The 26951-nt window shown below is 49.1% G+C and carries 33 protein-coding genes, 1 riboswitch and 1 other annotated feature (1 of these 35 only partly in view); of the genes, 16 read left to right on the top strand and 17 right to left on the bottom strand.

Annotated features, from left to right (window positions below; genetic code table 11):
* Positions 1-140: a binding site (T-box leader), on the bottom strand; it reaches 54 nt to the left of the window's first position.
* A 141-nt stretch (positions 141-281) separates the two neighbouring features.
* The 3 genes from KNO75_RS11675 to KNO75_RS11665 all read right to left on the bottom strand — a co-directional run bounded on the left by KNO75_RS11675 (position 282) and on the right by KNO75_RS11665 (position 2227).
* The gene (locus KNO75_RS11675; protein ID WP_214790333.1) at positions 282-959 is read right to left on the bottom strand and encodes a uracil-DNA glycosylase; all 678 of its coding nucleotides are present in this window, start codon (positions 957-959) and stop codon (positions 282-284) included.
* Between the two features lie 79 nt (positions 960-1038).
* Complete coding sequence (locus KNO75_RS11670) at positions 1039-1674, bottom strand: FMN-dependent NADH-azoreductase (protein ID WP_214790331.1); 636 nt, start codon at positions 1672-1674, stop codon at positions 1039-1041.
* Positions 1675-1795: 121 nt separating this feature from the next.
* Entirely contained in the window at positions 1796-2227 is a 432-nt protein-coding gene (locus KNO75_RS11665) for a MarR family winged helix-turn-helix transcriptional regulator (RefSeq protein WP_214746962.1), read from the bottom strand.
* Between the two features lie 159 nt (positions 2228-2386).
* Between KNO75_RS11665 and KNO75_RS11660 the strand changes: the two genes are divergently transcribed.
* The 3 genes from KNO75_RS11660 (at position 2387) to KNO75_RS11650 (ending at position 4361) form a co-directional block, all read left to right on the top strand.
* Positions 2387-2761 (top strand): hypothetical protein, encoded by a 375-nt coding sequence (locus KNO75_RS11660; RefSeq protein ID WP_214790329.1) that lies wholly within the window; start codon positions 2387-2389, stop codon positions 2759-2761.
* A 133-nt stretch (positions 2762-2894) separates the two neighbouring features.
* Complete coding sequence (locus tag KNO75_RS11655; protein WP_214821827.1) at positions 2895-3779, top strand: diacylglycerol/lipid kinase family protein; 885 nt, start codon at positions 2895-2897, stop codon at positions 3777-3779.
* Between the two features lie 57 nt (positions 3780-3836).
* A complete protein-coding gene (locus KNO75_RS11650; protein WP_214822017.1) occupies positions 3837-4361 on the top strand; it encodes a GNAT family N-acetyltransferase in 525 nt (174 codons plus the stop codon).
* Between the two features lie 34 nt (positions 4362-4395).
* On the opposite strand, the gene cbpA is transcribed toward KNO75_RS11650, so the two are convergent.
* Positions 4396-5031, bottom strand: a complete 636-nt coding sequence (cbpA, locus tag KNO75_RS11645; protein WP_214790323.1) for a cyclic di-AMP binding protein CbpA — start codon at positions 5029-5031, stop codon at positions 4396-4398.
* A 186-nt stretch (positions 5032-5217) separates the two neighbouring features.
* Here cbpA and pdxK point away from each other — a divergent pair, with 186 nt between their 5' ends.
* From pdxK to bshB2, 3 genes are read left to right on the top strand one after another with little or no spacing between them, the layout of a single operon-like run.
* The gene (gene pdxK / locus KNO75_RS11640) at positions 5218-6042 is read left to right on the top strand and encodes a pyridoxine/pyridoxal/pyridoxamine kinase (RefSeq protein WP_214790321.1); all 825 of its coding nucleotides are present in this window, start codon (positions 5218-5220) and stop codon (positions 6040-6042) included.
* A 55-nt stretch (positions 6043-6097) separates the two neighbouring features.
* Positions 6098-6469 carry a YojF family protein gene (locus tag KNO75_RS11635; protein WP_214695888.1) on the top strand — a complete coding sequence of 124 codons (372 nt, stop codon included), beginning with the start codon at positions 6098-6100 and terminating at the stop codon, positions 6467-6469.
* Positions 6466-7116, top strand: coding sequence for a bacillithiol biosynthesis deacetylase BshB2 (gene bshB2, locus KNO75_RS11630; protein ID WP_214790319.1), 651 nt, complete (start codon positions 6466-6468; stop codon positions 7114-7116). Before KNO75_RS11635 ends, bshB2 begins: the two co-directional genes overlap by 4 nt.
* A 271-nt stretch (positions 7117-7387) precedes the next feature.
* Here the strand turns inward: bshB2 and KNO75_RS11625 are convergent, their stop codons facing one another.
* From KNO75_RS11625 to nhaC, 4 genes are all read right to left on the bottom strand, one after another.
* Entirely contained in the window at positions 7388-8473 is a 1086-nt protein-coding gene (locus tag KNO75_RS11625) for an MFS transporter (protein WP_251126174.1), read from the bottom strand.
* 150 nt (positions 8474-8623) lie between these two features.
* Positions 8624-9136 carry a type 1 glutamine amidotransferase domain-containing protein gene (locus KNO75_RS11620; protein WP_026824537.1) on the bottom strand — a complete coding sequence of 171 codons (513 nt, stop codon included), beginning with the start codon at positions 9134-9136 and terminating at the stop codon, positions 8624-8626.
* Positions 9137-9218: 82 nt separating this feature from the next.
* A complete protein-coding gene (locus KNO75_RS11615) occupies positions 9219-9803 on the bottom strand; it encodes a DNA-3-methyladenine glycosylase (RefSeq protein ID WP_214817913.1) in 585 nt (194 codons plus the stop codon).
* Positions 9804-9887: 84 nt separating this feature from the next.
* Positions 9888-11264 (bottom strand): Na+/H+ antiporter NhaC, encoded by a 1377-nt coding sequence (gene nhaC, locus KNO75_RS11610; protein ID WP_214817915.1) that lies wholly within the window; start codon positions 11262-11264, stop codon positions 9888-9890.
* A 217-nt stretch (positions 11265-11481) separates the two neighbouring features.
* On the opposite strand from nhaC, the gene queC reads away from it, so the two are divergent.
* From queC to queF, 4 genes are read left to right on the top strand one after another with little or no spacing between them, the layout of a single operon-like run.
* Positions 11482-12126: a 7-cyano-7-deazaguanine synthase QueC gene (gene queC / locus KNO75_RS11605; protein ID WP_015880476.1), complete on the top strand. Its 645-nt coding sequence runs from the start codon at positions 11482-11484 to the stop codon at positions 12124-12126.
* The gene (gene queD, locus KNO75_RS11600) at positions 12123-12581 is read left to right on the top strand and encodes a 6-carboxytetrahydropterin synthase QueD (RefSeq protein ID WP_015880475.1); all 459 of its coding nucleotides are present in this window, start codon (positions 12123-12125) and stop codon (positions 12579-12581) included. The genes queC and queD overlap by 4 nt, the downstream gene beginning before the upstream one ends.
* Positions 12563-13273, top strand: coding sequence for a 7-carboxy-7-deazaguanine synthase QueE (gene queE, locus KNO75_RS11595; RefSeq protein ID WP_214821829.1), 711 nt, complete (start codon positions 12563-12565; stop codon positions 13271-13273). The genes queD and queE overlap by 19 nt, the downstream gene beginning before the upstream one ends.
* A gap of 11 nt (positions 13274-13284) precedes the next feature.
* Positions 13285-13773: a preQ(1) synthase gene (gene queF, locus KNO75_RS11590; protein WP_015880473.1), complete on the top strand. Its 489-nt coding sequence runs from the start codon at positions 13285-13287 to the stop codon at positions 13771-13773.
* A gap of 30 nt (positions 13774-13803) precedes the next feature.
* Here the strand turns inward: queF and KNO75_RS11585 are convergent, their stop codons facing one another.
* Positions 13804-14460 carry a TVP38/TMEM64 family protein gene (locus KNO75_RS11585; RefSeq protein WP_214796073.1) on the bottom strand — a complete coding sequence of 219 codons (657 nt, stop codon included), beginning with the start codon at positions 14458-14460 and terminating at the stop codon, positions 13804-13806.
* Positions 14461-14571: 111 nt separating this feature from the next.
* On the opposite strand from KNO75_RS11585, the gene KNO75_RS11580 reads away from it, so the two are divergent.
* Entirely contained in the window at positions 14572-15069 is a 498-nt protein-coding gene (locus tag KNO75_RS11580) for a hypothetical protein (protein ID WP_214821833.1), read from the top strand.
* Positions 15070-15095: 26 nt separating this feature from the next.
* On the opposite strand, the gene KNO75_RS11575 is transcribed toward KNO75_RS11580, so the two are convergent.
* From KNO75_RS11575 to KNO75_RS11565, 3 genes are all read right to left on the bottom strand, one after another.
* On the bottom strand, positions 15096-15587 hold the full coding sequence (locus KNO75_RS11575) for a hypothetical protein (RefSeq protein ID WP_214796069.1): 492 nt from the start codon (positions 15585-15587) through the stop codon (positions 15096-15098).
* A gap of 87 nt (positions 15588-15674) precedes the next feature.
* The gene (locus KNO75_RS11570) at positions 15675-16232 is read right to left on the bottom strand and encodes a GNAT family N-acetyltransferase (protein WP_214790301.1); all 558 of its coding nucleotides are present in this window, start codon (positions 16230-16232) and stop codon (positions 15675-15677) included.
* Positions 16192-16956: a TrmH family RNA methyltransferase gene (locus KNO75_RS11565; RefSeq protein ID WP_214821836.1), complete on the bottom strand. Its 765-nt coding sequence runs from the start codon at positions 16954-16956 to the stop codon at positions 16192-16194. Before KNO75_RS11565 ends, KNO75_RS11570 begins: the two co-directional genes overlap by 41 nt.
* A gap of 221 nt (positions 16957-17177) precedes the next feature.
* On the opposite strand from KNO75_RS11565, the gene KNO75_RS11560 reads away from it, so the two are divergent.
* The 3 genes from KNO75_RS11560 (at position 17178) to KNO75_RS11550 (ending at position 20946) form a co-directional block, all read left to right on the top strand.
* Positions 17178-18806 (top strand): PTS transporter subunit IIBC, encoded by a 1629-nt coding sequence (locus KNO75_RS11560; RefSeq protein ID WP_214821839.1) that lies wholly within the window; start codon positions 17178-17180, stop codon positions 18804-18806.
* A gap of 52 nt (positions 18807-18858) precedes the next feature.
* Positions 18859-19650, top strand: a complete 792-nt coding sequence (locus KNO75_RS11555) for an endonuclease/exonuclease/phosphatase family protein (RefSeq protein ID WP_214796061.1) — start codon at positions 18859-18861, stop codon at positions 19648-19650.
* 117 nt (positions 19651-19767) lie between these two features.
* Positions 19768-20946, top strand: a complete 1179-nt coding sequence (locus KNO75_RS11550) for an MFS transporter (RefSeq protein ID WP_214821842.1) — start codon at positions 19768-19770, stop codon at positions 20944-20946.
* 34 nt (positions 20947-20980) lie between these two features.
* On the opposite strand, the gene KNO75_RS11545 is transcribed toward KNO75_RS11550, so the two are convergent.
* Positions 20981-21685: an alpha/beta hydrolase gene (locus KNO75_RS11545; RefSeq protein ID WP_214821844.1), complete on the bottom strand. Its 705-nt coding sequence runs from the start codon at positions 21683-21685 to the stop codon at positions 20981-20983.
* Positions 21686-21758: 73 nt separating this feature from the next.
* On the opposite strand from KNO75_RS11545, the gene KNO75_RS11540 reads away from it, so the two are divergent.
* Positions 21759-23024: a purine/pyrimidine permease gene (locus KNO75_RS11540; protein ID WP_214821846.1), complete on the top strand. Its 1266-nt coding sequence runs from the start codon at positions 21759-21761 to the stop codon at positions 23022-23024.
* Positions 23025-23045: 21 nt separating this feature from the next.
* On the opposite strand, the gene KNO75_RS11535 is transcribed toward KNO75_RS11540, so the two are convergent.
* From KNO75_RS11535 to KNO75_RS11520, 4 genes are read right to left on the bottom strand one after another with little or no spacing between them, the layout of a single operon-like run.
* Entirely contained in the window at positions 23046-23438 is a 393-nt protein-coding gene (locus tag KNO75_RS11535) for an RDD family protein (protein ID WP_214821847.1), read from the bottom strand.
* Entirely contained in the window at positions 23435-24082 is a 648-nt protein-coding gene (locus KNO75_RS11530; protein WP_214790286.1) for an NAD(P)H-binding protein, read from the bottom strand. Before KNO75_RS11530 ends, KNO75_RS11535 begins: the two co-directional genes overlap by 4 nt.
* 34 nt (positions 24083-24116) lie before the next feature.
* Entirely contained in the window at positions 24117-25421 is a 1305-nt protein-coding gene (locus tag KNO75_RS11525; RefSeq protein ID WP_214821848.1) for a nucleobase:cation symporter-2 family protein, read from the bottom strand.
* Positions 25418-25999 carry a xanthine phosphoribosyltransferase gene (locus KNO75_RS11520; protein WP_214821849.1) on the bottom strand — a complete coding sequence of 194 codons (582 nt, stop codon included), beginning with the start codon at positions 25997-25999 and terminating at the stop codon, positions 25418-25420. The genes KNO75_RS11525 and KNO75_RS11520 overlap by 4 nt, the downstream gene beginning before the upstream one ends.
* A 76-nt stretch (positions 26000-26075) precedes the next feature.
* A riboswitch (purine riboswitch) is annotated at positions 26076-26177 on the bottom strand.
* A gap of 126 nt (positions 26178-26303) precedes the next feature.
* On the opposite strand from KNO75_RS11520, the gene KNO75_RS11515 reads away from it, so the two are divergent.
* Positions 26304-26912: an NAD(P)-dependent oxidoreductase gene (locus tag KNO75_RS11515; RefSeq protein ID WP_214796049.1), complete on the top strand. Its 609-nt coding sequence runs from the start codon at positions 26304-26306 to the stop codon at positions 26910-26912.
* Positions 26913-26951: the final 39 nt, after the last annotated feature.

Here is a 26951-nt window from a genome sequence, read left to right as displayed (position 1 = left end):
CTTAATCCGATAACGGGGGACCGCTCAATCATGAGAGCTCGGGAACTGTAATTCGATTCATCTTTTGGGCGTGTTCGCAGCACCACACGCTCTCTGGGCCAGGGAAGATGTCTCTACTTCGGTTCCTTCTTCGCTTCTATTACGTATACATGTTTATCTTTTATACAGTTATGCTGTTATGCATATATGCTTTTAAGCACTAAAGTGACGTCTTGTTAGTTACTGTATCAAAGGTTTTTCGACACGTCAACAAAAAACAGCCTACGAATTTTCGTAGACTGTCAGAGACACCAATCAATCGGGGACTGACCCCACTCGTTTAGAGCATCATTCACTTGAGAAAACGGCTTTGACCCAAAAAATCCACGATGGGATGATAATGGGCTCGGATGAACGGATGTGAGCACTTTATGCTGCTCTCCGATCCACTTCATTTTTTTCTTTGCGTCATTTCCCCAGAGGATGAATACAATCGGCTCTTCACGACGCCCGAGTCGCTCAATCACCGAGTCGGTGAATTGTTCCCACCCTTTCCCACGGTGTGAGCCCGCCTTCCCTGCTTCGACCGTGAGCGCTGTATTCAAGAGGAGGACTCCCTGTTTCGCCCACTTCTCTAAATTCCCGCTCTTCGGAGTATCACAGCCAATATCATCCTTAAGTTCTTGAAAGATATTTCGTAACGACGGTGGGAATCGCACCCCATCCTGTACCGAAAAACTGAGTCCATGCGCTTGGTTCGGTCCATGATACGGATCTTGCCCTAAAATAACGCATTTCACGTCACTAAATTTTGTGTAAATAAATGCGTTCCATATGTCTTCCCGATTTGGGTAAACGATCGTCTCTTCATACGCTTGATCGACGAATTGTTTCAACTGTTGAAAATAAGGCTGACTCATCTCATCTTGAATGATGTCTGTCCAATCCCCAAGTAATCGACTCGATAACTGTTCTCCCATTGCATACTCCCCTTTCCTTCTGTATCATACCCAAAATGTATGCATACAAAAAGACGAGTCAATCGACTCGTCTTTCGTATTATACCGTTACTGCGCCTGCAACTTCTTTCGCAAGTGCTTCTGCTTTCGCTTTCGCGTCTGCAACGATTTCTTCGATTTTGTCTGGGTATTGGTTCATACCTTCAACTGCTACCGTCGTCACTTCAGAAACACCGACGAATGCGAGCGCTTGGCGAAGGTATGCGTCTGCAAAGTTAAGGTCTGTTCCTGTATAGATTCCACCTGTTCCTTGGATGTGGATCGCTTGTTTGTTTTCAAGCAAGCCGACAGGACCTTGCTCCGTGTAACGGAACGTTTTTCCTGCCATGAGTACGCTGTCGAGGAACATTTTCATACGTGCCGGGAAGAAGAAGTTCCACATTGGCGTTGCGAATACGTAAAGGTCCGCTTCCATGAACTTCTCGAGCATGCTGCTCATCGTTCCTACTTTTTTCGCTTCTACGTCCGTGAGTGCTTCACCTGATGCGAATTTGCCCCATGCGCTAAGCACATCTCCGTCGATTTCTTGCACATCGACATCGTAGAGTTCAATTGCTTCTACTTCGAGTGCTGAATTTTCAGCCTTGAGTGTTGATACGAATGTTTCTGCTACTTGTTTGCTGTATGAAAGTTCAGTTGGTTTCGGGTTAGCCGATACATATAATACTTTAGTCATCGTGTAATCCTCCATTTAGGTAATCTCTAATTTTTTTCAATAACAGTTAGAACTATATCATCTGTATATCTCATCGTCAATTATTTTAACTTCAAGATATTAACGAAAAAAGCAACGGGCTTTATTTGCCCGCTGCGTTATAACCGACTCGCTTCAATAACGAAATCAATTGTTCCGTCTCTTCATCACTTAACGGTCCATATATATCTTTGAAGATTTCGATGTGCTGTGGATAGACGACATCCATGAGCGCCTTTCCATCCTCCGTTAACGAGGCATATGTGACTCGACGGTCAGACGGGCAAGCGATTCGTTCAATCAGTCCACGCTTCTCCAACTTGTCGATGACGTATGTCACGCTACCACTTGTAATCAAAATCTGGTCCCCGATTTGTTGTAACGGGGTGTCTCCTCGTTTATACAGTACTGATAAAACACCGAACTCTGTTGAATTTAACTGGTGGCGTCGCAAATCTTCTTTCACACGATCGCTGATGGCATCCATCGTTCGTGCGAGAACGACCCACGCCTTCAATTCAAGGGATTCAATCATGTCGGTTTCACCTCAATTCGTTCATCATATATCACTAGTATAGCAGGACTTATGCAGTATAAGCCGGGAAAAATACTTCGTCAAGGAACTTCTTCGTTGTCGCCTATGTCGGAAACGTTTAGAATGGTAGTATTGTGATTTTAAGAAAGGGTGGACCGTATGCGTGAGTATTACGAAATTTCATTGACGATTAAACGGGAGTTTTTGCATGCTGTCATCGATTTGTTGAATCGGGAAGGCATCGCACCGGACTATGCGCTCGAAAAAGAAGGCGCGGTCTTTTTATTATTCAATCATTTACCTTGGCCAAACGTGACCCGTGAACCGCATGCCGTGGAACGTTTCTTGTTGACGTTGAAACGATCGGACTATTTATTCGTTAAAACGAAACGTAAATCACCGGTCCCTGACCATGAACCCGTCGCGTGCATGGGCGCCCTCGCCTCTCCGTTTCATGAACATCTGCGCATCGAGCTCGCTGTTGATGAGTCTGAAGCAAGTCATTTAGATATGTCCGCATTTCGTCATTATTAAACTCAATAAACGCTCAATTCCCCGTGAAGGTCAGCCCGAAAACGCTGACGATCATGGGGATTTTTTTAGGAGTAGCCGATTTCGTAGACGGGAATAAAGGACAGTATTCGAACTGAAAAGGAGATATGCCGGAATGGACACAGTCATGTTAATCGTCAATCCATCCTCAGGAAAAGAATTGGGGGAGCAACACGCGACACATGCCGAGGAGGTGTTGCGCGAACGATATGGACACGTCGATGTCCGCTTCACCGAGAAAGAACAAGATGCAACGAATTTCGCACGAGAAGCAGCGGAAAAGCAATATAAAGCCGTCATCGCGATGGGGGGAGATGGAACGTTAAACGAAGCAGTCACTGGACTTGCCGAGGCGCCCCATCGCCCTGACTTCGGAATTATCCCACTCGGTACAGTCAACGACCTCGCCCGCGCACTCGGTGTCCCGAGTGATCCTAAAAAAGCGATTGAAGCACTTCGTGATGCTGAACCGACACCGATGGATATCGGAAAATATGAGAATGGCTATTTTATGAACGTCATCGCGATCGGGCTCATTGCCGAGGCCGTCGATGAAGTGAGTGTGGAAGAAAAGACAAAATGGGGACCGTTCGCTTATTTGATCGAAGGCGTGAAGGCGTTCCGTGAACACAGCCCATATGAGTTGGCGATTGAAAGTGAGGATGGCCAATTTGATGGTGAAGCGTACCTCGTCGTCATCGCCTTGACGAACTCGGTCGGAGGATTTGAGAATTTCGAGCCAGACGCGCGACTGAACGACGGGTTGCTGCACGTCTATATTTTTGAAGAGCTCGGTTTAAAAGATGCGCTTCAATTAACGCCTGCTCTCTTTACAGGAAAGTTAAAGGAAACGGATAGCGTCACGTCATTCTGTACGAAACAAGTGAAAGTGACCTCTCCTGAGTCTCTCCCCGTAAATGCAGATGGCGATACAGGCGGAACGGTGCCATTCACATTTGAAATTTTGCCGAGTCATTTAAACGTGTTGAAACCTGTCTAAGAGAAGGAGTTTGATCAATCGAATCGAATGTTGTTAAGCGAGAAAGGAGAATGACTTATCAACATCTCGCTTGTTCCACTTACAACAGCATCCGACGAAATCGTCGACACATTCAATCGCTGGAACAATGACCCGCAGATTGTACACTTGATTCGCCCGAGTCGATCCGAAGAAGAATTGACCGCTCATTATGAAATGACGCTCGATGACTTAGAGGAACGTCTCCTGACACATGACATTTTTCTCATCTACGCAGATGACCATCTCGTCGGCGAAATGAACGTCATGTATGACCCACCCCATCTGTATCATCAAGAACCTGGTACGGCATGGCTCGGATTTGTCATTGGGGAAGCAACCGGACGCGGGAAAGGTGTCGGCACGGAGGCCCTCCGTTTATTAGAAGAAAGACTACGAGTCCAAGGGACACCACGCATGGAACTCGGCGTATTCGCCTTTAACGATGCGGCCCACCGCCTTTATACGAAGCTCGGTTATGAAGAAATTGGACGAATCGAACAATTCACTTATTGGGACGGTCAATTTTGGTCCGACATTCGCATGGAAAAACGATTCGACTAAAAAGCCCTTTCACGTGACGTGAAAGGGCTTTGACTTAGTTGTTCAAGTTCTCGACTTCGACGATCCGGAAGCCTTTTTGTTCAAGCTTGGCAACGACTTTATTCTTCTTGTCTTCGTCGCAATCCGTCGGCAGCGTCACGAGTACTCGGCGCAACACTTTACTTTTCGCATCGAGCGTCATCAAGCTCGCGATGGACGTATACTTGTTCACGACTTTCGTGATTTTCTCAAGTGCCCCCGCTTGTTCGCTCAAGGCAATCGTCAAGACGTAACTACCTGTGTCGCGACTCCACGCCTCTTCGAGCATCCCGAGCATCTTCCCGTGAGGAAGAATCCCATAAAATTCATTGCTTTCGTCTTTTAACACGGCAATGTATGGCAATTCCTTGATCGAGAAAAATACTTCGAAGAAACCATCCGATTCGTGAACATATTTTTGCGTGTTTTTAATGAGCGTCATCACATTGTCGTCCATGTTTTCCCCGTTCATTCCATGGCGATAAATATGCATCTTATAAATGTTACCGCGGAAAAATTTTCCCGTCTCGTCTAAAACAGGCACACAACGATATCCTGTTTCTTCAAGCGTATGAAGCGCTTCCCGCAATGTTGCCTTTTCACTGATGGTGACAACATCCTTCTTCGGGATACATAAGCTATGCACTAACATGCGTTTTCCTCCTAGCCAAAAATAAAGTGGTCTACACCCTATTCATTATTATTCCCCAAATATGATGAACATCCTGCATATTTTTTCTGAAAAGTTATGAACATGTCTCCTAATCCTCGCATTTGTCGGAATACGAAAAAGTCGTTATAGTGAAACTATCCAAACAGACAAAGGGGATGGACGATTATGACGATGAAAAAAGCATTGACGATTGCCGGTTCTGACACGAGTGGTGGCGCAGGAATTCAAGCCGACCTGAAAACGATGGAAGAACTCGGTGTGTACGGCATGACAGCCTTGACTGTCATCGTGGCACAAGATCCACATAACGCATGGAATCACGAAGTGTTCCCAATCGACACGACATTGATTGAGAAGCAAATCGATACGGTGCTCGCCGGGATTGGAGTCGATGCGGTGAAGACGGGAATGCTTCCAACACCAGAGATCATCGAACTCGCCGCTCGTAAAATCAAAGAGTATGGAATCGAAAACGCAGTCGTTGACCCAGTCATGGCATGTAAAGGCGCGGATGAGATACTTGACCCGAACGTCGCAGTCGCGATGCGTCAACACCTCGTACCGGTCGCAAAAATCATCACACCAAACTTATTCGAGGCGCGTATGCTCGCTGGCCTCGACAAAACACCATCGACGATGGACGAAATTAAAGAAGCAGCTCGTTTAATCCATGAGCTCGGCGCTGAAATCGTCATCGTCAAAGTCGGTGGCAAACTTGGTTTCGATACAGCGTTTGATGTCTTGTACGATGGAAACGAATTCCGCCTACTCGAAAGCGAAAAAATCGAGCCTGCGTTCACGCACGGCGGTGGATGCACATTCTCTTCTGCTATTGCGGCCTCTCTCGCAAACGGCCATACGGTCGAAGAAGCGATCGAGATTGGAAAAGAATTCATCACAGAAGCAGTTCGTCACTCATTCCGTTTAAACCAATACGTTGGACCGACGAACCATACAGGGTACCGCAAAAAATTAGCTACACAATCGTAAAAAGATGACCCGGGGCGCTTAGTTTCGGGTCATCCTTTCCATTGGAGGGACAGACGTGAAGGCGATTCAACCTGATCACATTCAGCAATATTTAGACAATCACGTCGCAACACCACTTTTCGTTCATGTTGAGACGACGAACGGTGCCTATGCGACACATAACGACCCGGATTTTCATAACGCCGGGATGTTTATCCGTAATGCCAAAATCGAATATAGCATCGGCCAAATCAAAGGAAACGGACCTTACCGTGTCGGCTTAAAACTTGATCACGGTTGGCTCTATGTAGAAGGGTTGACCGACTACGAGGTGCATGGCGAACAGTTATTACTCGCTGGTCACGATCGACTCGGTCGACTGGCGTGTGCGCTGCATATCGATATCAAACCGCTCCCTCAAGGAGCATCGGAGGTGGAGAATCAATGAATGGACCATTACTCGTCATTTTTCCACATCCGGACGATGAGGCGTTTAGCTCAGCCGGAACGATCATCCAACACCGTCAAAAAGGACTCCCGGTCACGTATGTCTGTTTAACACTCGGTGAGATGGGCCGCAACATGGGTTCCCCAATCTTTACGACGCGTGAAGAACTACCAAAAATTCGCAAGCATGAACTAGAAGAAGCTTGTCGCATGATGGGCATCGAAGACTTACGCATGTGGGGACTTCGCGATAAAACAGTCGAATTTGAGGACGAAGCCGAGCTCGCAGGCCGCTTCCGCGCATTAATTGACGAAGTAAAGCCGGAAACGGTCATCTCGTTCTATCCGGGATATGCCGTTCACCCGGACCATGAAGCAACTGCTCGTGCCGTCGTACGAGCGCTTCAAGAGATGGGAGAGTCACGTCCTGCGTTTTTAGGTGTCGCCTTCGACCGCCGGACAGAAGAAGAACTTGGACAACCTCATGTCATCGTCGATGTAACGGAAGAAAGTGAACAGAAAAAAGATGCTCTATTCGCCCATCGTTCTCAGACAGAAGGGTTGCTTCGTGCAATCGATAACGCAGAAAACGCCCACGTCATGGAGTTACTCCAACGTGAGCGCTTCTATCATTATCCGTTCTCATGATTCATAGGCTAGGCGGGTCATGTAAAGCAAGGCCCCAACGGTCCCAAGACCGATTAACGTTCCGAATACTACAACGATTTGTCCCATGTTTTCACCTCTTCTAGAATGTACGAACGTTTTTATGGATTGGTTTCAAACGGCACATCCCTTACAGGGTGTGCTGTTTTTATGTATTCGATTTGATTGTTTTAAGCATACACTTCTCATCACCATCTTGCGTCCGTCTTAAGACGTAAAAACAGGCATGGCTTATGGCCCATGCCTGTAGTGATTACGGGTGAGTCGCATGAACGATCCAAACAACGACCCCAATGATTGAAAACGCCAAAAATAGTGACCCTGTCGTCCCTATGATAAAGACAACCCCAAATAAGAGGATACCGAGATGCCATAACATCGACACGGATGATTCTGTCGTCGCTCGAATGGATGAAGGGACCTGATGGTGCAACAGACCGTAATAGAGTGGCTCCATCGTCCCATAGAGAAGAGCCAACAGCCCCATCACACCAATCCCGATTGGATTCGGGAATAGTCCGATGACAAGAAATCCACCACCCATCATCCAACCGAATCGTTTCAACCAACGTTCTGATGGTGCAAAACGTGCGATGGTTCCTGCGAACAGTTGCCCAGGCAACTGAATCAAGAGTAATCCGCTTGAAATGACACCGAACCAATAAATCGGAACGGACACATCGCGTGCGTATAGTTGCCAAAACTCATCGATAAAGTTGAAGGCGGATACCGCCGCCAAAAAGCTGATTGTGACATGCCGAAGTGATTTGTTAGACCAAACGAATTGAAACCCTTTGAATAAATGCCGCCACGTCAACCGCTCTTCCATCTCTCGTTGCGTCGGTTCGACGAGAAATTGGCTACAGACGGTCGCAATCAATAGACTCACGATGGAGAGCTTGTAGTTCCAGTCCAAAGGAAGGTACTGAGCCAACATACTTCCGCTCAATGCCGCTGTAACAGCGGACAAGATCCCAATCGCGTTCAACCTCCCAAGTACCCGTTCGAATGACGAAGCGTCATGACTTTCCTGTAACGATTCATACAGCAAAGCATTCTCTGCCCCACTTCGAATGACTGACCCGACGGCTGAACAACTGATGGCGACAAAGAAACCGGTGAACGTGAACGAATACAAGATGACGACAAACGACAGCCACTCTAATCCGACACCGATTTGGACGAGTCGACGCCGTGCCGTATGGTCCGCCCATACGCCAGTCGGTACTTCTAGCAGTACGATGATGAGCGCATACACCATCTCTAAATAGACGACTTCCTGAATGGTGATTCCTCGTGATTCCCAAAATAGCCGTTCAATTACGTAAGCAGGAATCAACCCTTCAAACCAACGAACCCACCCTAATCGGACAACGTTTCGACGAACTTAACTTGGAGAACGTGCTCGTTTTCGCATTTGAATCTCCTCCTTACCTTTCTATTCCCGAAAACACAAAAAAACCACGAGATTCATCCCGTGGTTGACGTGTTATTTCAATAAGTTGAGAATCTCGCGATTGAACGCCGGGATATCGTCCGGTTGACGGCTCGTCACGAGTTGGTTCTGACAGACGACGACTTCTTTGTCCGCATACTTGGCCCCAGCATACTCCATGTCGACTTTAATCGATTTGTAGCCGGTCGCGTCACGACCTTCTAGCGTCTTCGCCGTAATCAACAGCTGTGGTCCGTGACAGATGGCAAACACAGGTTTCTTCGCGTCCATGAATGCTTTGGCGAACGAGACGAAACGCTCGTCTTCTCGCAACAAGTCAGGTGAGAACCCACCCGGTAAGAGAAGGGCATCGAAATCTTCTGGCGATACGTCATCAATCGATTGATCGATGTTCACTTTCGCCTCGCCTTGCTTCCCTTCTACCGTGTTGCCTGCTTTCTTCTCGATTGTCACGACGTCATGCCCCGCATCCACTAATGCGTCACGAGGTCCCGTGAATTCTACATCCTCAAACATATCTGTAATGAGCGTTGCTACTTTTGCCATTTCAAAAACACTCCCTCTGTTTGTTTTATGCACATAGGGACTGTTCCACTGGCATGAATCACTTAAACATCACTGCATGCATTCAACGGAACTTCGAGACGTACGGATTGTCGCGTTCAAAAAAACGATACGGGTAGTCACGCGCCTCGCCTGTATTCGGAATGCCGACGCGAGGACCCGCCTCGACAACGATTCCTGTCTCACCTTCAGCGATATAGAGCGGGTCTTGTTGGAACGAATGTCCGTATAAATCCATCGTGATTCCTAACGCTTTCGTCAACTTACCAGGTCCGTTCGTCTGGTCATATCGCTTCACCCCAGGACGATTCACCGCAATGGAAGTCTGCCCTTGAATCGGCTCAACGGCTCGAATCAAGACGGCTTCCGGTGTGCCCACCGGACCACTGACAACGTTCAGGAGCGTGTGTGTATGCATTTGATACGTGTACACATGCCCGGGTTTTCCGAACATGACTTCTGTCCGCTTCGTTCGACGTCCTCCGAAACTATGTGCCGCTCGGTCGATGGCACCGAGATAAGCCTCTGTCTCGACAATCTTCGCGATGATATCACCTTCCGGATGTCGCCTCACCAAATATTGTCCGAGCAAGGCACGTGCCAAGTCGAGTGTCGGTTGTTCATAAAATGCCAAATCAAGTCGCTTCATGGTTCCACCTCCGTTTTTCCTATTTTCTCAAAAGTCATATGGTGCATACAAAAAAGATGCCCTGCATAGCAGGACACCTTGACATTATGATGCGATTTTAAGTGATTCACGTTGCTTCCCCAATCGGATGTATCCCAAGATGACAGAGAAGACCGGGCTGAGCCAGAGGAAGAACGCAAATGGTGCGTACTCCAATACAGGTACACCGAGTGTCGCTGCGAAGAATGCTCCGGAGACACCCCATGGAATGAGCGGGTTGATCACAGTCCCGCCATCCTCAAGTGCCCGTGACAAATAGCGTGGGTCAATCCCACGATCGATAAAGCCTTGTTTGAACGCCTGACCTGGCAAGAGAATCGACAAGTACTGTTCTCCTGCGAGCAAGTTGACACCGATCGAGCTGAGGACGACCGAGAGAACCGAGCTTCCTGGTGATTTCAAACGCTCGAGCAACGATTCAACGATTGCTTGGAACACACCGAGTTCACGTAACAAGCCACCGAATGCGAGGGCGATCAAGACTAGACTGACCGACCAGAGCATCGACTCAAGACCACCACGATCGAGCACCGTCGCAATTGTCTCATTCTCTACACCTGACTTGAATCCAGACTGCATGACACCGAGCCAGTTCGAGATGCTCCAGTTGCCCTGAACGAAACCAGCCGTCAACACACCGGCAAACATTCCGACGAGCATCGTCGGCAAGACCGGCATCCGGCGGAACGCGAGCACTGCGACAAGGACAGGAGCGATCAATGTGAGCCACGAGAGGTTGAAACGTCCACTTAATGCGGCTTGCGCCTCTGCGATTTGTGTCGTGTCAGCACTTTGACCGCTTCGACCGAGGAACGTGAATAAAATCAGTGTGATGATGAACGCTGGAATCGTTGTCCCCATCATGAAGCGAATGTGATCGAACAATTTGACGCCCGCCACTGCTGGCGCAAAGTTTGTCGTGTCCGACAATGGGCTCATCTTGTCTCCGAAGAGGGCCCCCGAGACGATGGCACCTGCAGCGAGCGCTGGCGAGATTCCTAGTGCCGTCCCGATTCCGAACAAGGCGACACCGACCGTTCCGACTGTTGTAAACGCACTTCCTGTGAATGTCGATACGATCATCGTAATCAATAAGACACTCGGTAAGAACCATTCAGCGGAAATTGTATTTAAACCGATAGAGAGGATCGTCGCGACCGTCCCGGACATTTGCCATACTCCGATGAGCATCCCGATCAACAACAAAATCAACACCGGCATGATGGCTTCACGAATCCCGTTGATCATCGCCGTTTCAATCTGTTTGAAGTCGCGTGAACGATAATACGCGTATCCACCTACCATTACCATTGTGCCAAAAATCGCCATATGTGGCGTCGCTTTGGCCAAAAACATCAGTGCGAGCAAGGTGATCCCGCTCATCAACACGACGAATACAGCTTCTTTTCCTTTCATCTGCATCGACGTCCCCTCCTTTCGTTATATCCTGATTATTTATTATTTCGCCTAACCGCTTAAACGCTTTTATGCACAAAAGCATGTCAGTGATGTTTTTTACTATACTCGCTTCCTTTCTCCCTGTCAAACGCCTTTTTATGATAAATTATATGCTTGAGGGTGACCTCCGGAGTTCGTAACCTCCTCCGACATCAAAACTAGCGAAAAGGAAGTGTGCTTCATGCAACACGAAAAAGCATTGGTCGTCTTTAGTGGTGGCCAAGATTCAACGACTTGTCTATTTTGGGCAAAACAACAATTCTCCCATGTGGAGGCGGTGACGTTCGCATATGGTCAACGCCATGATGCGGAAATCGAAGTCGCAAAAGAAATCGCGGCAGAACTCGATGTCCCACACCACATCCTCGACTTGTCCCTACTCGGACAACTCACATCAAACGCGCTCACGAGACACGATCTCGACATCGACAATGCGGACGTCCCAAATACGTTCGTCGATGGACGCAACCATCTCTTTTTATCATTTGCGGCCGTCATGGCCAAACAACTCGGTATGCATCACATCGTGACCGGTGTATGTGAAACGGACTTTTCAGGTTACCCGGATTGCCGAGACCAATTCATTAAATCACTCAACGTGACACTCAACTTAGCGATGGACTATCCATTTGTCATCGACACACCGCTCATGTGGCTCGATAAAAAAGAGACGTGGGCACTCGCCGACGAGCTCGGTGCATTTGACTACGTCAAAGAACGCACGCTCACTTGCTACAACGGTGTCATCGGTTCAGGCTGTGGTGAATGTCCAGCGTGTAAGCTTCGCCAAAACGGACTCACAGCTTATGAGGAGGTGCGCGTATGAAACATGCTCCGTTCCTCGCCCCAACCAGTGTCGAATCGAAACAAGAAGGGTCGCTCATCTATTGCCCGCATCGCGTTCAAATCGTCAAAGAAGTGACGTTCGATGCGGCGCACCATCTTTTTGATTATGACGGCAAATGTCGTGCCCTCCATGGTCATACGTATAAGCTCCAGATGGGTGTCAGCGGCTTTCTCGACAATCGCGGCATGACACTCGACTTTGGTGACTTGAAAAAGATCTTCAAAGAAGAGCTTGAGCCATATCTCGATCATCGCTATTTGAACGAGTCACTCCCTTATATGAATACGACTGCAGAAAACATGTGCTATTGGATTTTTGAACAGCTGGCGACGCATTTACCGAATGAACGAGACGTCCGTGTCGAGTTCGTGCGTCTATATGAAACGCCGACGTCGTACGCAGAGTTCCGCCGTGAATGGTTGGTGGAATCGTGAAAATCCCAGTTTTAGAAGTGTTCGGACCGACCTTCCAAGGAGAAGGACGTGCCATCGGGCAGAAGACGATGTTCGTCCGGACCGCCGGTTGCGATTATCGCTGTTCGTGGTGCGATTCCGCCTTCACATGGGACGGTTCAGAAAAACCGGACATGTTGACGGCCGACGAGGTGATTGCACGCCTTGACGCACTTGGCATGTACGATTACGTCACCATTTCCGGTGGTAACCCGCTCCTGATTGCGGCCATGGAAGACCTCGTCGTGAAGTTGAAAGAACGTGGCGTCACACTCGCCGTCGAGACACAGGGCAGTCGTTATCAGGACTGGCTTACACAAATCGACGACGTGACCCTCAGTCCGAAACCCCCATCATCCGGTATGAAGACGAATTGGGAACACCTGGACGACATCGTCAATCGATTGCGCCCGGAACAGACGACATTTAAAGTCGCCGTCTTCGATGAAGTGGATCTCGCCTATGCGAAAGACGTGCAGCAACGCTATTCACCGGACGTCATGTATTTGTCTGCCGGTAACCCGGAGCCCGGGGCTGATGGAGACATCACCGATGCCCAGCTCCGTCGTTTAAAACAACTATGGGAAGACGTCGCACGCGACCCATCGTGGCAAAGCGTCCGCGTCCTGCCACAACTACACACATTACTGTACGCCAACGAACGTGGCGTGTAAGGAGAATAATCATGAGACCAGAAGACTTACAAGACCTCTCGCTCCTAGGACAGAAGAGCGTCCCTTATATTTTTGAATACACACCAGACGTCCTCGAGGCGTTCCCGAACCGTCACCCGGAGAACGACTACTTCGTCAAATTCAACGCACCGGAATTTACGTCCCTGTGCCCGATCACGAACCAACCTGATTTTGCGACGATCTACATCTCGTATATCCCGGATGAAAAACTCGTTGAGTCGAAGTCATTGAAGTTGTACTTGTTCAGCTTCCGTAACCATGGAGACTTCCACGAGAACTGCATCAACGTCATCGGGAAAGATCTCGTCAAGTTGATGGAGCCACGCTATCTCGAAGTGTGGGGCAAATTCACACCGCGTGGCGGTATCTCGATTGATCCGTATTACAACTACGGAAAACCGGGTACGAAGTACGAAAAAATGGCGGAGCATCGTTTGTTCAACCATGACCTCTACCCTGAGACGGTCGACAACCGTTAATCGAAAAGTAGGCGCTCCAAACGGAGTCGCCTACTTTTTTTGATAGCGATGAATCTGTCGTTTGATCGGTTCACGGAACACGGTCGCGATGAGCGTCAGCACGAGCATGATTCCGAACGCCAATGCAATCAGCGTCCAATCTCCGCTCGCGATGCTGCTTCCGAGAAAATTGTTCGCGAACGCCCCAGGAATCATACCGACGACGGTCGCAAACAGATAAGCTGGTACTTTCACTTTTGCCAACCCGGAAGCATAGCTGACCAAATCGAAATTGACGAGTGGGATGAGACGTAAGATGAGTACATAAAAGAATCCGTCCTCTTCGATTTTGTGCTGAATGGCTTCATAGTTCTTCGATTCGAAGTGATGCAAGAAACGATCGCCGAAATAGATGGCCACGTAATACGCGACGAGAGCACTCAGTGTCGCCCCGATGACGGTATAGACGACACCCGGTAAGATCCCGAACGCCAAACCGCCGGCGACCGATAAGACGGACGTCGGAAACAGGATGAGCGGACGCACGGTGAACAAGAGGATGTAAATTAAAGGAGCTAACCAACCGAATCGAATGATATAGTCCCGGATATCGCCTGGACTGACATCAATCCACTGGTAAAGGAACGTCGCCGTCCCGAACAGGAGTAGGACGAGTGCAATCATCCATTGTGCTTTCCATTTCTTCATCGTCCCTCCTCCTTTCTATTTTGTTTTATTCCCGCAATCTGAGATGTCATCCATCTTTTTTCAGTCACCTTGATATGGTACGGTTAGAGAAAGCAGAAGGAGGAAATCGATATGAACCTTGCAGATGCCCTAACGTTAAAACAGTTGCTCCATGAGCAAATCGATACATTGACCGAAGAGATTGAACACGTGGCATTCATCTCGCTTCAAGCGAATGAGTCTATTCCGACGATTCAGTCCCGTTCGCTCCAAGACATCGAGATGGAACTTGAACACATCCGGTTAGACTTACGTCAACTCGACCGCTTGATTCAAGAGGCGAACGTCCGAGCCGTCGTCGAAACGCATGACGGTCCACTCCCGCTCGTAGAGGCCATCGAACTCGCCATTCAGTTGCGTGTCCAGGCGAAGCTTTATGAAAAACTGTCAATTCGTCCGAAGAAAGAATATGTGCACGGGGTTACCGTGATTAAACACGCCTTATACGATCCAGAGCTTTATCGCTTGAAGGCACGCGATATTAAAAAGCGCGCTATTCGAATCGAAAGTGCCATTCAGGCCGTACGCTATCAGACCGACATTGACTTTGATGCTTCACGATATATGTAAAAAAGCGAAGGAATCCCTTCGCTTTTTTACATATGGTCATGGTGGTTGTGGTGGATATCATGATGACTCGATGAAGAAGAACGTCGACGTGGCGGTGCTTCGTCAGCAAATTTTTCCCCATCTAAAATGCCGAGACGCTTGTATTGGCGATCAACCCGCTCTTTCGTCTCTTCGCGAACGGATCTCGACTCCATCACCAATTGATAGCACCCGAGCGCGACACGGAACGGTTCCATCCGTGTCCGTTCAATGGAGAAGGAATCAACACTCTGTAAATAGTCTGCCAATCGCTCGGCCGTGTCATCGTCTGGATCATCGGCGAGCTGCGAGGCGAATCGTTGCAAGTCTTTCAACGTGCTCGATGTTTTAGAATGATGAAAAATCGTTTTAACGAACGCAAAAATAATGAGACCGAAGATAACCATGAACACGATGGGAAACACAGCGAACACTCCGGTAAAGAATGAGTCCCCCATGGAGTCACTAAACGGATCTCCTCCAAATCCAAAAACTGTCATTTCAAATTCCCCCTTTTTCTTTATGTACGTTCATTCAGTCGAATCGGTTTCACCAAAAAACCGCGATCATTCGACCGCGGCATCCATTCAACTGTTCAATTGTTTCTCCATCATGATGCGTGGCTCGCCATCTTCTGTGTAGGCGCCCATGATGTCATATCCGCAAAGGAGGTTCAAGATGATGACCCCTTTGTTCGTATTGCGTGCTTTCGTCCGAATCGAATGGAATCCTTGCGCTTCGACCCATTCGAGTTGTGTGTCCATCAGCTTGCGACCGATGCCGTGCTTTTGAAAGTCTGGGTGTACCCCACCCGCCCAGCTATAAAATCGATAAGGCTCTGCCTCATAACCGATTTTAAAACCGACCAGTTGCTCTTCTGAGAAAGCTAAGAGCACTAACGGGTTAGCGTGTCGATACAGGCGTTCTTTAAAACGCAACTGATCGAGATCACCATACAGTGTGCGATACAGTCGGAAGAAATCCTCTTCAAAATCTTTAAAGTTGTTCGTCACATCTTTTACGATAAATGAACTCGTCGTACTCATCGTTCCATCCCCTTTCAGTTTCTGGACAAAGATTCCGTACGTCTGTTCTTTTCGCCGTTCATTCCGAATTTCCTGTCTCCCGTTCGAAAGCCGTGACACCTTTTTGTTTATAAAGCCCGAGTGTACGCTTCGGTAAACTCTTAACCATCCAATCTTTAAAGATGCGTGCCTGATCCTCGACAGGCAGTTCATAGCCGTCCGTCACGATATGGCGTGACCGTGTCGTGACATCATATAAGGAAATCGCAGCCGCCACAGAGATGTTCAAGCTTTGGACGTACCCTTGCATCGGAATGACAAAGTTTCCGTCCGCTTTCTTCAATGCCGCCTCCGAGACGCCACTATGTTCATTTCCAAATAGAAGAACCGTCGGCTTCGACACATCTACCTCTTCGAGCGGGATTGCCTCTTCGCTTAACGCCGTCGCATACACTTGATAGCCGTCTTGTTTTAAAGCATCAATCGCTTCTTCAATCGACCCGTGTTCCACGACATCCACCCAACGGTCGGCACTTTTTGCGATAATCGAGTTCGGTTTGAACTTCGCCCGTCCTTCGACGACGTGTAAGGTTTGTACACCGAACGCATCGGCCGAACGCAACACGGCGGATTGGTTGTGCGGATCGTCCACACCTTCCGTCAAAATCGTGATATGGTTCGTTCGTGTATTCAACACTTCATACATCCGTTTGATACGGTCTGGCATGAGCATCTCATATAGAGGAAGATCGTCTTCCTTCAACACGCCCTTCTGTAATAACTCTTCTTTTAATTCAATCTGCTCATCCTTCGTCAAAGCAGATGTGGTCTGTCTCCAACCCATCTTTCTCGCTCCCTTCAACCTATCATATTGTAGCTAGATTCGATTCGGCTGACAAGTTCGCCTCATACATGTCGTTTCCCATCAAAAAATGAAAACAAATGAAAATAAGGAAAACGGTTGCATGAATTTATGCAATCGATTACAATCATTTATGCAAGCGATTGCACTATTGGCAAACATAAAAATAGATAAAATTCCCTCACAGGAAGGAAGCGTATAGTATGAAACAATTGATCTCATTCGATTTTTGGCAGAAACTCGGTAAGGCTTTAATGGTCGTCATCGCCGTCATGCCAGCTGCCGGTTTAATGATTTCTATCGGGAAATTGATTGGCATGTCAGCCGGAGATGTCAGTATCTTATTAACAACAGCTCGCATCATTGAAGATTTAGGTTGGGGCATCATCGTCAACTTACATATCCTCTTCGCAGTCGCGATTGGTGGTTCGTGGGCAAAAGATCGTGCAGGCGGTGCGTTCGCAGCACTTCTCGCCTTCATCTTGATCAACCGCGTCACAGGTGCCATCTTCGGTGTCAATGGCGCTATGCTTCAAGATTCTGAAGCGACAATCGAGTCACTCTTCGGTGCAAACCTTGTCGTCGCAGACTACTTCACATCTGTACTCGGTTCACCTGCCCTCAACATGGGTGTGTTCGTCGGGATCATCGCCGGTTTCCTTGGTGGTGCACTATACAACCGTTTCTACAATTTCAACAAGTTACCGAACGCCCTTTCGTTCTTCAACGGAAAGCGCTTCGTACCATTTGTCGTCATCCTTGGCTCAGTCGTTGCTGCTATCGTTTTATCGATTGTATGGCCAACAATCCAAGGTGCGCTCAACAGCTTTGGTGAGTGGATCGCCACATCACGTAACACGGCACCAGTCCTCGCCCCGTTCATTTACGGTGCGCTCGAACGTCTTCTCTTGCCGTTCGGTTTACACCACATGCTCACGGTACCAATGAACTACACGGAGCTTGGTGGAACATATACGATTTTAACAGGCGCAACAGCAGGGTCGGTCGTTGCTGGGCAAGACCCGCTCTGGTTGGCATGGGTGACGGATCTCGTTAACTTGCGTGCTGCTGGTGATACAGCTGCATACAATGCTCTTCTCGCTGATGTCGTTCCTGCCCGCTTCAAAGTCGGTCAAGTCATCTTGTCATTCGCTGCTTTGATTGGTGCCGCGTATGCGATGTACCGTAACGTCGATGCTGAGAAGAAAGCACAATACAAGCCGATGTTCTTGTCAGCTGGACTCGCTGTCTTCTTGACAGGTGTCACGGAACCAATCGAGTTCATGTTCATGTTCGTGGCTCCAGTACTTTACGTCGTTTACGCACTCATGGCAGGTGCCGCTTTCGCATTGGCAGACATCATTGACCTACGCGTCCATGCTTTCGGTGCGATCGAACTCTTGACGCGCATCCCGATGATCGTCAAAGCGGGACTTCTTCAAGACTTGATCAACTTCGTTCTCGTCTCTGTAGCGTTCTTCTTCCTCAACTTCGGTGTGTTCAACTTCTTCATCAAGAAGATGAACTTGCCGACACCAGGACGTAACGGAAACTACATGGAAGAGACGACAGAGAAGTCATCTGTGACAGGTAACGAACAAGTCATGGGGATTATCGCACTTCTCGGTGGGGAAGAAAACATTGAAGATGTCGATGCATGTATGACTCGCCTTCGCGTGACTGTCAAAGACGTCACACTCGTCTCTGACGAACAAGAATGGAAAAAAAATGGCGCCATGGGTCTCATTGTGAAAGACCGTGGAGTCCAAGCCATCTATGGCCCGAAAGCCGACGTATTGAAATCAGACATTCAAGACGTCATCGGTGCATAATCTACTGGCCAACTCGCTCGAGAGTTGGCCTTTTTTCTAAAGGAGGACTATCGTGAATATCTTAACGCTCAATTGTCACGCCTGGTTAGAAGACCGTCAACAAGAGAAAATCGATGCCATCGTCGAACGCATTGCGAGTGAAGAGTACGATCTCATTGCGCTTCAAGAAGTCAATCAACATAAAGAGGCCCCCCTCATCTATGGGAATATCCGCGAGAACAACTTTGCACACGTCCTCGTCGAGCGCTTAAAAGAGTTGGACGTTCACTACCATATGACATGGGATTTTGCCCATTACGGATATGATATCTATGAGGAAGGCGTCGCCATCCTGTCACGTAAACCGTTCCTATCAACAGAATCGTTCTTCGTATCAAAGACGACGGACCCAGACAATTACAAGTCCCGCAAGATTGTCAAAGCCGTCATCGAAGGAGCAGATGCTCCGACGACCGTCTACTCGTGTCACCTCGGGTGGTGGCATGACGAAGAAGAACCGGTGAAACATCAACTCGATGAACTGTTGCGTCGCGTCGAGCATGACGACCATGCGCTTCTACTCGGCGACTTCAATAACGATGCTTTCCTCCGAGGAGAAGGATACGATTATTTGATGGAGAACGGACTCCAAGATTTGTTCCATCTTGCGACCGAACGCGAAGGTGATGCGACCGTTCAGGGGAAGATCGCCGGATGGGATGAAAACAAGAAATCGCTCCGCATCGACTTGATGCTGACGAACGCCCCAATTCACGTTTCACGCCATGCCGTCGTCTTTGACGGAGAGAACGGTCCTATCGTTTCTGACCACGCCGGTGTCGAAGCGACCGTGTTTTGGCGCTAATTCACCTTTTTCTTCCTAGTTGGGAGAAAAGGGTTTTTCTTTTGGAGAAAATCTTGTAACGTGATAGAAGACTGATGTCTAACTACTAATGAATGAACTAGAAAGAAGTGTTTGATTATGAAGACAAGCTCGCTCAGTCGAAGCGACTGGACTTTAGTTTTATCCTTATCCTTATTAACCTTCGTTCTCGGAACGAGTGAATTTGTCATTGTCGGAATTTTGCCTGACATCGCAACCGGTTTAGCCATCTCTATTGCGACGGCCGGAAGTCTCGTATCGGCATTCGCCATCAGTTTTGCCATCGGCACGCCGATCATGATGTCATTGACGAGTCATCTTCCGAAACGTAAATTGATGCTAGGCCTGACCATCTTGTTCACTCTCCTGAACTTACTGAGCAGTCTGGCACCGATATATGAGTGGTTACTCATCTTACGCATGTTGACGGCCGTCGTCACCGGCGTGTTGATCTCGCTTGCCATGCTCGTCGCCAGTGAGAGTGTCCCACCGGCGAAGCGTGGAGTCGCAGTATCCTTTATTTTTGGTGGGTTCACGATGGCCAACGTGTTCGGTGTTCCAATTGGAACGTTTATCGGACAACAGGCAGGCTGGGAGTCAACGTTTTGGTTGACGACCACACTCGGCGCAATCGCCTGGATCGCGATTTATCGTGTCTTGCCGAACCAACTGTCTCAAGAAAAAGCATCACTTCGCGAACAATTGGCATTGCTGACGAACCCTCGCATCTTGATTGCCTTCTTGATTCCGGCGTTTGGTTTCGGGGCAACGTATGTCGTGTACACGTATCTCGTACCGATTTTAAAAGATGTACTCGGCGTACCGGTCGCCTGGGTAAGTCCAATCCTATTCGCATACGGATTCATTTCGATCTTCAGTAACATTGCTGCTGGAAAGATTGCTAGTCACAATCCAATCGGACGCTTACGGTTCGTCTTTCTCGTCCAAGCGTTCGTATTAGCTGCATTATTTGTGACGACGTCGAATGTGACGCTAGGTCTTCTCAACATCGCGCTCATGTCGTTCATGGCCATTTTATTGACGACATCAACTCAAATTTATTTGATTGATTTGGCGGAGAAGTTCAACCCGAACGCCAAAGGTCTCGCCTCGTCACTTATGCCCGTGGCGAGTAACGTCGGAATTGGACTCGGTTCCGCTCTCGGTGGTGTCGTCTATGCGACGAGCCCTATCATGACGCTCGCACTTGTCGGCGGCTTGGTCGCCCTGGTCACAGCCGGGTTGACCGCAGTCAGTTATTCGCTCGACCAACGCTAAAACGTGCGCACCTCGATGCAGGTGCGCACGTTTTTTATAACCATTCAAGAATCGCTGAAAGGACTTCATCTAATTGTTCTTTCGATGTGAGCGGACTTTCCTGATCTCCTTTTTGTGGACCATACATCCCGAAGTTCGCATGGTTCCCGCCTTCGATTTGCACGAATTGACTATCTTCAGGAAGATCACTTCGACTTGCCTCGATATCTTCTGGTACAGCTAGCCCATCCAATTCACCAGAGATCGATAATACGCGTAAGTCGCTGTCGACCATCGAACTGATCGGATACGAGGCGAGGAAAATGACACCCTCCACCAACTCTTGATGCTCAAGTGCATACCCCGATGCCGCCGAACCTCCGAGGGAATGACCGGCCACGATCCAGCGTTCGATCTCCGGATGTGCCTCGATGATCGGGGCCGCCGCGTCGATATCTAAAATGCCTAAGTTGAGACGAAGCGACGGAATCGCAACGAAGACTCCTTCTTCCGCTAATCGTGTACCGTAATAAGCATATGCCTCCTTCTCGACTTTTGCCCCTGGGTAAAGAATGATTCCGACCTCACTCGCTGTGTCTCCGAACTCGAGACGGTTGTCGACGACGTTCGCTTCTTCTGCATACTGCGTCGCCTCATCGGTCGGTCCGTACGTGAACTGTGTCCAAATCAAAAAGCCGGCGATCGCGACGACAAGCAATCCTAATACAATCAGTCCTGTCCATTTGAAGAATTTCTTCATTATATAGCCTCCATTTGCATCCACTTCATCATAACGTTACACTAATAAGAAAAAGCATGATCAGGGGGACACCATGACCAGAAGTAATGTAACCACGACGATTCAGTGGTTTATTTTTATTTTAGCTACAAATATTGTACCACCACTCTCCATCGCCGCATTATTTGAACTGTCACCAGATGAGACGATGACCTTCATATCCCGCTCACTCTTCATCTTCGCACTCTTTAGCATCGTCCAAACGTTGCTCGGACACCGCCTCCCGATACTCGAAGGTCCTGCCGGCATTTGGTGGGGCGTCTTCACCTTATACGCATCCATCGGTCCAGCCCTATACGGAAGTCAGCAAGAGACGTTGCAGGCACTCGGATTTATGTTGTTCTTGAGTGGGATCCTTGGTGTGTTGTTGACCGTCACCGGTATTTTAAGACGAATGCTTTCCCTGTTTACACCACAAGTGCTCGGCGTCTATATGATTTTACTCGTCCTCCAGTTATCAGGGGCTGTCATTAAAGGGGGCTTCGGGGTGACGGAAGACGGAATCAACATCGTCCAAGCCGTCGCGACGGCTGGTCTAGTCTTGTTTGCGCTCACCCTCGAGCAAAGTCGCTTCAAACAATATGGACTCGTCATGACGCTATTTGTTGGATTCGGTCTGTTTCATTTACTCGACCTCGGAAACCCAATCGTTCGTTCAGAATCCTTCTTCCTCGTACCGGAACTTCTTCCGTTCGGAAACTGGGTATGGGATTGGAACTTGTTGCCAACGGCTTTCGTCATCACCTTGCTTCTCATGACGAACGTCCTCGCGAACATCAAGTTAATTGAACGGATTGTCAGCTCTCGTGAAAAGCGAGAGGTCAAAGGGAACGTTCCCGCATCTGGTGTCGCCAGTGGGATCAGTCAAATCGTGGCCGGTCTGTTCGGTACACCGGGTCCTGTCGCCATCTCAGGGACGGCCGGTTTCCTCTCTTCGACGGAGAGCGTCCAGCGTGCGCCTCACTTGATCGCCCACACCCTCATGATGGGGTTGGCACTCATCGGTCCATTCGTCTCGTTAATCGCGAGCATTCCAGCCGCTGTCGGCTATGCGATCGTGACACCACTTATCGCGACGATGATCATCATCGGAATCAATGAGGCTGCCTTCGAATTAAAACAATCAACGGCTTCTCTCACGGTCGGGCTTCCGCTCGTGATTGGTGCCGGAGCGATGCTCTTGCCACCCGGTTCCATGAATGATTTACCGCCGCTCCTTGCGACCGTCTTTTCAAACGGACTCGTCCTCGGCACAATCGTCGCTTTGACGACGGCCATTTTAAGTAAAATCAAGGATTGAAAAAAGAACTGACCCAATCGGTCAGTTCTTTTCGCTTACATGCATATGATAACGGGCATCGTGCGGTAACACGGCGCCTTCTTCTTGTTCAAAATGCTCACGGTCTTTCCAGTACCGAACCGCTGACAACGTATCTCGGTATAAGGCGCGCTGTAGCGCCTGTTTCGCCGTGACATCGGTGCCGTCGTCATTTTTTAACTCGAGTCCCATCAGTTTATAACCGATCGTTTGTCCACCTCGACGCATTTGACAGGCTTCCATCGCGTACGTCAGCAAGGTTGGTGTGACGACCGCATGCACAAACTCACTCTTCACTTTCTTGCGCACGAGTTGTTCCACACCAACGCTGACGATACCTGCGATCACACTATCGATCAGGACCGCTTTCGTTCGTTTCTTCGTCAATGGGTTCATCGGCTCATCCTCTGCATCATCCCCGACGTCAATACTTCGATGCCTTCACCTTCTTCAGACGCCATGATCAACGCACGCGCAACATGCAGCGCTTGAATCGGTGCGACTTCCGGTGCCTTTTCCACAAGCAGTGACTGGAACGGCCGACTGACGACCTCGGCAGCTTTCTCACCGAGTCGGAATGAATCACGCTCTCCAAGTAACAACGACGGACGCGCGATAATGAGATGATGGAAGTTGAAGATGCGCAATCCGTTTTCGAGCTCCCCTTTTACCCGGTTGTAAAAGAAAGACGAACGTAGCGATGCGCCTTGTGCCGATACGACCGCATAGCGTGTCGCACCGTGTGCTTTGGCGACACGAGCGACTTCAAGCGGCAACTCCAAATCAACTTGTTTGAACGCCTCTTGCGAGCCGGCGACCGCAATCGTCGTACCGAGTGCACAGTATACGTCATCGATGTGTGGAAGTGCCGCATCCATCTCCTCGAAGCCGACGACCTCGTGTAACTTCGGATGACTCCAACGCTTCGAGCGACGGACGACAATCCAGACCGCCTCATAACGGTCACTTTCTAACAACTGTTCTACCAATTCGCGGCCAATCAAGCCGGTCGCGCCTACGACAAGTGCAGTTTTCCCCATTCATGACTCCTCCTAGACTACTATTTCCTTCAGTCTAGCTGACTTGCCGTTCCTCGGCAATAATCGTCGTGGGACGGAAACGGTCCATCATGCGGAAGAAACCGTTCAAGAGGAGCGCTGTGAACGAACCTGCTACGATGGCGCTATCTGTGAACAATTGAAGCCATTCCGGCATGTTGGCGACAATCGCTGGGTTTGCCGTAATGCCGAGCCCGACACCAATCGAGAGTGCGATTGTGATCAAGTTCTCATTTTTCGAAAAATCGACCTGACTGAGAATGCGGATACCGGAAGCAGCGACTGTTCCGAACATGACGAGCATCGCTCCGCCTAAAACAGGTTTTGGAATCAACGTCGTGAACGTGGCCACTTTCGGGAGGAATCCGAGCAAGATGAGTAACCCACCTGTCCAGAAGATGACGCGACGAGATTTCACACCCGACAATTGGACCAATCCAACGTTTTGACTGAACGTCGTGTATGGGAAGCTGTTGAAAATTCCTCCGAGAATCGTCGCGACGCCTTCCGCACGATACCCTTTCGTCAATTCTTTTGCACCGATTGGCTTTTTCGTGATGTCACTGAGCGCCAAGAACACACCGGTCGATTCAATCATCGAGATGATGGCGACGAGCGTCATGACGAGGATGGCGGACACATCGAATGTCGGCATCCCAAAGTAGAACGGTTGAACCATTTGGAACCAACTGGCTTCACGGACAGGACTGAAGTCGACAAGACCAAGCGAAGCGGCGACCCCCGTTCCGATTAGTACGGCAAAGAGGACAGCAGCGGCACGTGTGAAGACAGTACCGACACGGTTCAAGATGAGAATGAGTAAAATCGTCAAACCACCTAATCCGAGATTTTGCATGGATGCGAATCCAGGTTCCCCTGGCATCCCGCCACCAATATCGTTGATAGCGACCGGAATCAGCGATAGACCGATAATGGTCACGACCGAACCGAGAACGACCGGTGGGAAGAAGCGTGCCAACTTCCCGACAAAGCCAGAAATGAGGATGACAATCAATCCGCTCGCAATCAATGCGCCGTAAATGGCTGTAATTCCATTTGCGCTTCCAATCGCGATCATCGGACCGACCGCCGTGAACGTACATCCGAGGACGACCGGTAATCCGACACCCGTGAAGCGTGTCGTCCATACTTGTAACAACGTCGCCACCCCACACATGAATAAATCAATCGCTACGAGATAAGCGAGCTCGGTCGTCCCAAGACCGATGGCGCCCCCAACGATGAGCGGTACAATCGCTGCTCCCGTATACATGGCGAGTAGATGTTGAAACCCTAAACTTGCCGTCTTGAATGTATTCATCGCGCGACCTCCACGAATGAGATATGGTCTTTCTCTAATTTTGCGATACGTGCCAACGATTCGACGTGATAGCCACGCTCGATCAATTTATCACGTCCTGGTTGGAACGACTTTTCGATGACGATACCAACACCCGCGACCTTCGCACCTGCCACCTCCACGAGTTGTGTCAATCCGAGTGCCGCCTCGCCATTGGCGAGGAAATCGTCGATGACGAGGATGCGTTCACCTGGTAAGACGAAGCGTCGGCTCAAGCTGATACGGTTCGTCTCCTGTTTGGTAAAGGAATAGACGTCCGCTTCAACGAGGTCGTCTTGAAGCGTCAGCGATTTCCGTTTACGAGCGAATACGAACGGAATGCCCATTTCAAGTGCCGTCATCATCGCCGGTGCGATTCCGCTCGATTCGAGTGTGACGATTCGGTCGATGTTAGCGTCTTTGAAACGCTCTGCAAACTCTTTGCCGATGGCTTGCATGAGGACGGGATCGACTTGATGATTCAAGAAGGCGTCAACTTTCAACACTTGGTCGGATAAGGCACGACCTTCTTCACGGATTTTGTCTTCTAATTGCTTCATTGTTTTCCCTCCATAAAAAAATGCGATTCGTCACCCCTCATCGGGAGGCAACGAACCGCATGGAAATCAACGACAGCATACGACAAGCGCCACCCGTAGTCGAACCATTTACGGTAGTTCGGTAGAGACTTGCGGACCATATTTCCGCTGATATACGAGTGCGAATCTATTTTTATAAGATAGACCTTATTGTAGACGAGCTGGCGAGAAATGCAATAGGTTGAAATCAAACGGTGAAATGTTCGATTTTTCTGAAACTGCTGTATACTGTATGTATTGGATATGAGAGAGGAGCCCTGCCCTTATGAAGTTATTCGTATTAGGCGCAACCGGTCGGACCGGACATCAATTCGTCGATCAAGCCATCGAGCACGGTCATGATGTCACCGCGTTCGTACGGGAACAGAAAAAGCTGATTCGGACCCCACAACTCGAAATCATCGAAGGCGACTTATATGACATCGATGCGTTAACAGAAGCGATGCATGGTCATGATGCGGTCGTCAGTTGCCTCGGAACGGATTTGAGCGACCCAGATTTTTTAGCGAGTGTCACGGACAAACTCGTCCCGGCGATGAAAGCGAATGGTATCTCACGCGTCATCTATTTGGCTTCAGCGGGTATCGACAATGAGATTCCGGGACTTGCGGGGAAAGCCATCACGTTCATGCTCCGGAAACCGCTCCGCGATCATCGGGCAGCCGTGGACTTATGGCGCAACTCGTCATTCGATTATACGATTGTGCGACCGATGCAATTGACAGACGGTCCGCGTACTTCAACGTACCGCACGGCCATCGATGAGGTGCCAGAGAACGGGAAGCACATCTCACGGGCAGATGTCGCCCAGTTCATGCTTCACGCCATCGAAGAGGATGAACATATAAGGGAGTCAGTCGGACTGGCGTACTAATTTGATTGGATTCATGCTACAATATCGGGTAGTTTACTT

Source organism: Exiguobacterium sp. s35 (assembly GCF_018617535.1).
Classification (GTDB): Bacteria; Bacillota; Bacilli; order Exiguobacteriales; family Exiguobacteriaceae; genus Exiguobacterium; species Exiguobacterium aestuarii.
Note: the sequence above shows the minus strand (reverse complement) of the source record. Positions and strands in the feature narration are given on the sequence as shown.

Coding starts and splice junctions, on each gene's coding strand:
- queF (WP_015880473.1), top strand. CDS start 13,285: ATGAGACCAGAAGACTTACAAGACCTCTCGCTCCTAGGACAGAAGAGC.
- bshB2 (WP_214790319.1), top strand. CDS start 6,466: ATGAATGGACCATTACTCGTCATTTTTCCACATCCGGACGATGAGGCG.
- KNO75_RS11530 (WP_214790286.1), bottom strand. CDS start 24,082: ATGGGGAAAACTGCACTTGTCGTAGGCGCGACCGGCTTGATTGGCCGC.
- queE (WP_214821829.1), top strand. CDS start 12,563: ATGGTTGGTGGAATCGTGAAAATCCCAGTTTTAGAAGTGTTCGGACCG.
- KNO75_RS11655 (WP_214821827.1), top strand. CDS start 2,895: ATGGACACAGTCATGTTAATCGTCAATCCATCCTCAGGAAAAGAATTG.
- KNO75_RS11565 (WP_214821836.1), bottom strand. CDS start 16,956: ATGGGTTGGAGACAGACCACATCTGCTTTGACGAAGGATGAGCAGATT.
- KNO75_RS11585 (WP_214796073.1), bottom strand. CDS start 14,460: ATGAAGAAATGGAAAGCACAATGGATGATTGCACTCGTCCTACTCCTG.
- KNO75_RS11670 (WP_214790331.1), bottom strand. CDS start 1,674: ATGACTAAAGTATTATATGTATCGGCTAACCCGAAACCAACTGAACTT.
- cbpA (WP_214790323.1), bottom strand. CDS start 5,031: ATGTTAGTGCATAGCTTATGTATCCCGAAGAAGGATGTTGTCACCATC.
- KNO75_RS11665 (WP_214746962.1), bottom strand. CDS start 2,227: ATGATTGAATCCCTTGAATTGAAGGCGTGGGTCGTTCTCGCACGAACG.
- KNO75_RS11675 (WP_214790333.1), bottom strand. CDS start 959: ATGGGAGAACAGTTATCGAGTCGATTACTTGGGGATTGGACAGACATC.
- KNO75_RS11575 (WP_214796069.1), bottom strand. CDS start 15,587: ATGACAGTTTTTGGATTTGGAGGAGATCCGTTTAGTGACTCCATGGGG.
- KNO75_RS11560 (WP_214821839.1), top strand. CDS start 17,178: ATGAAACAATTGATCTCATTCGATTTTTGGCAGAAACTCGGTAAGGCT.
- KNO75_RS11515 (WP_214796049.1), top strand. CDS start 26,304: ATGAAGTTATTCGTATTAGGCGCAACCGGTCGGACCGGACATCAATTC.
- KNO75_RS11535 (WP_214821847.1), bottom strand. CDS start 23,438: ATGAACCCATTGACGAAGAAACGAACGAAAGCGGTCCTGATCGATAGT.
- KNO75_RS11580 (WP_214821833.1), top strand. CDS start 14,572: ATGAACCTTGCAGATGCCCTAACGTTAAAACAGTTGCTCCATGAGCAA.
- KNO75_RS11545 (WP_214821844.1), bottom strand. CDS start 21,685: ATGAAGAAATTCTTCAAATGGACAGGACTGATTGTATTAGGATTGCTT.
- nhaC (WP_214817915.1), bottom strand. CDS start 11,264: ATGCAGATGAAAGGAAAAGAAGCTGTATTCGTCGTGTTGATGAGCGGG.
- KNO75_RS11550 (WP_214821842.1), top strand. CDS start 19,768: ATGAAGACAAGCTCGCTCAGTCGAAGCGACTGGACTTTAGTTTTATCC.
- KNO75_RS11660 (WP_214790329.1), top strand. CDS start 2,387: ATGCGTGAGTATTACGAAATTTCATTGACGATTAAACGGGAGTTTTTG.
- KNO75_RS11540 (WP_214821846.1), top strand. CDS start 21,759: ATGACCAGAAGTAATGTAACCACGACGATTCAGTGGTTTATTTTTATT.
- queD (WP_015880475.1), top strand. CDS start 12,123: ATGAAACATGCTCCGTTCCTCGCCCCAACCAGTGTCGAATCGAAACAA.
- KNO75_RS11525 (WP_214821848.1), bottom strand. CDS start 25,421: ATGAATACATTCAAGACGGCAAGTTTAGGGTTTCAACATCTACTCGCC.
- KNO75_RS11615 (WP_214817913.1), bottom strand. CDS start 9,803: ATGAAGCGACTTGATTTGGCATTTTATGAACAACCGACACTCGACTTG.
- KNO75_RS11520 (WP_214821849.1), bottom strand. CDS start 25,999: ATGAAGCAATTAGAAGACAAAATCCGTGAAGAAGGTCGTGCCTTATCC.
- KNO75_RS11620 (WP_026824537.1), bottom strand. CDS start 9,136: ATGGCAAAAGTAGCAACGCTCATTACAGATATGTTTGAGGATGTAGAA.
- pdxK (WP_214790321.1), top strand. CDS start 5,218: ATGACGATGAAAAAAGCATTGACGATTGCCGGTTCTGACACGAGTGGT.
- queC (WP_015880476.1), top strand. CDS start 11,482: ATGCAACACGAAAAAGCATTGGTCGTCTTTAGTGGTGGCCAAGATTCA.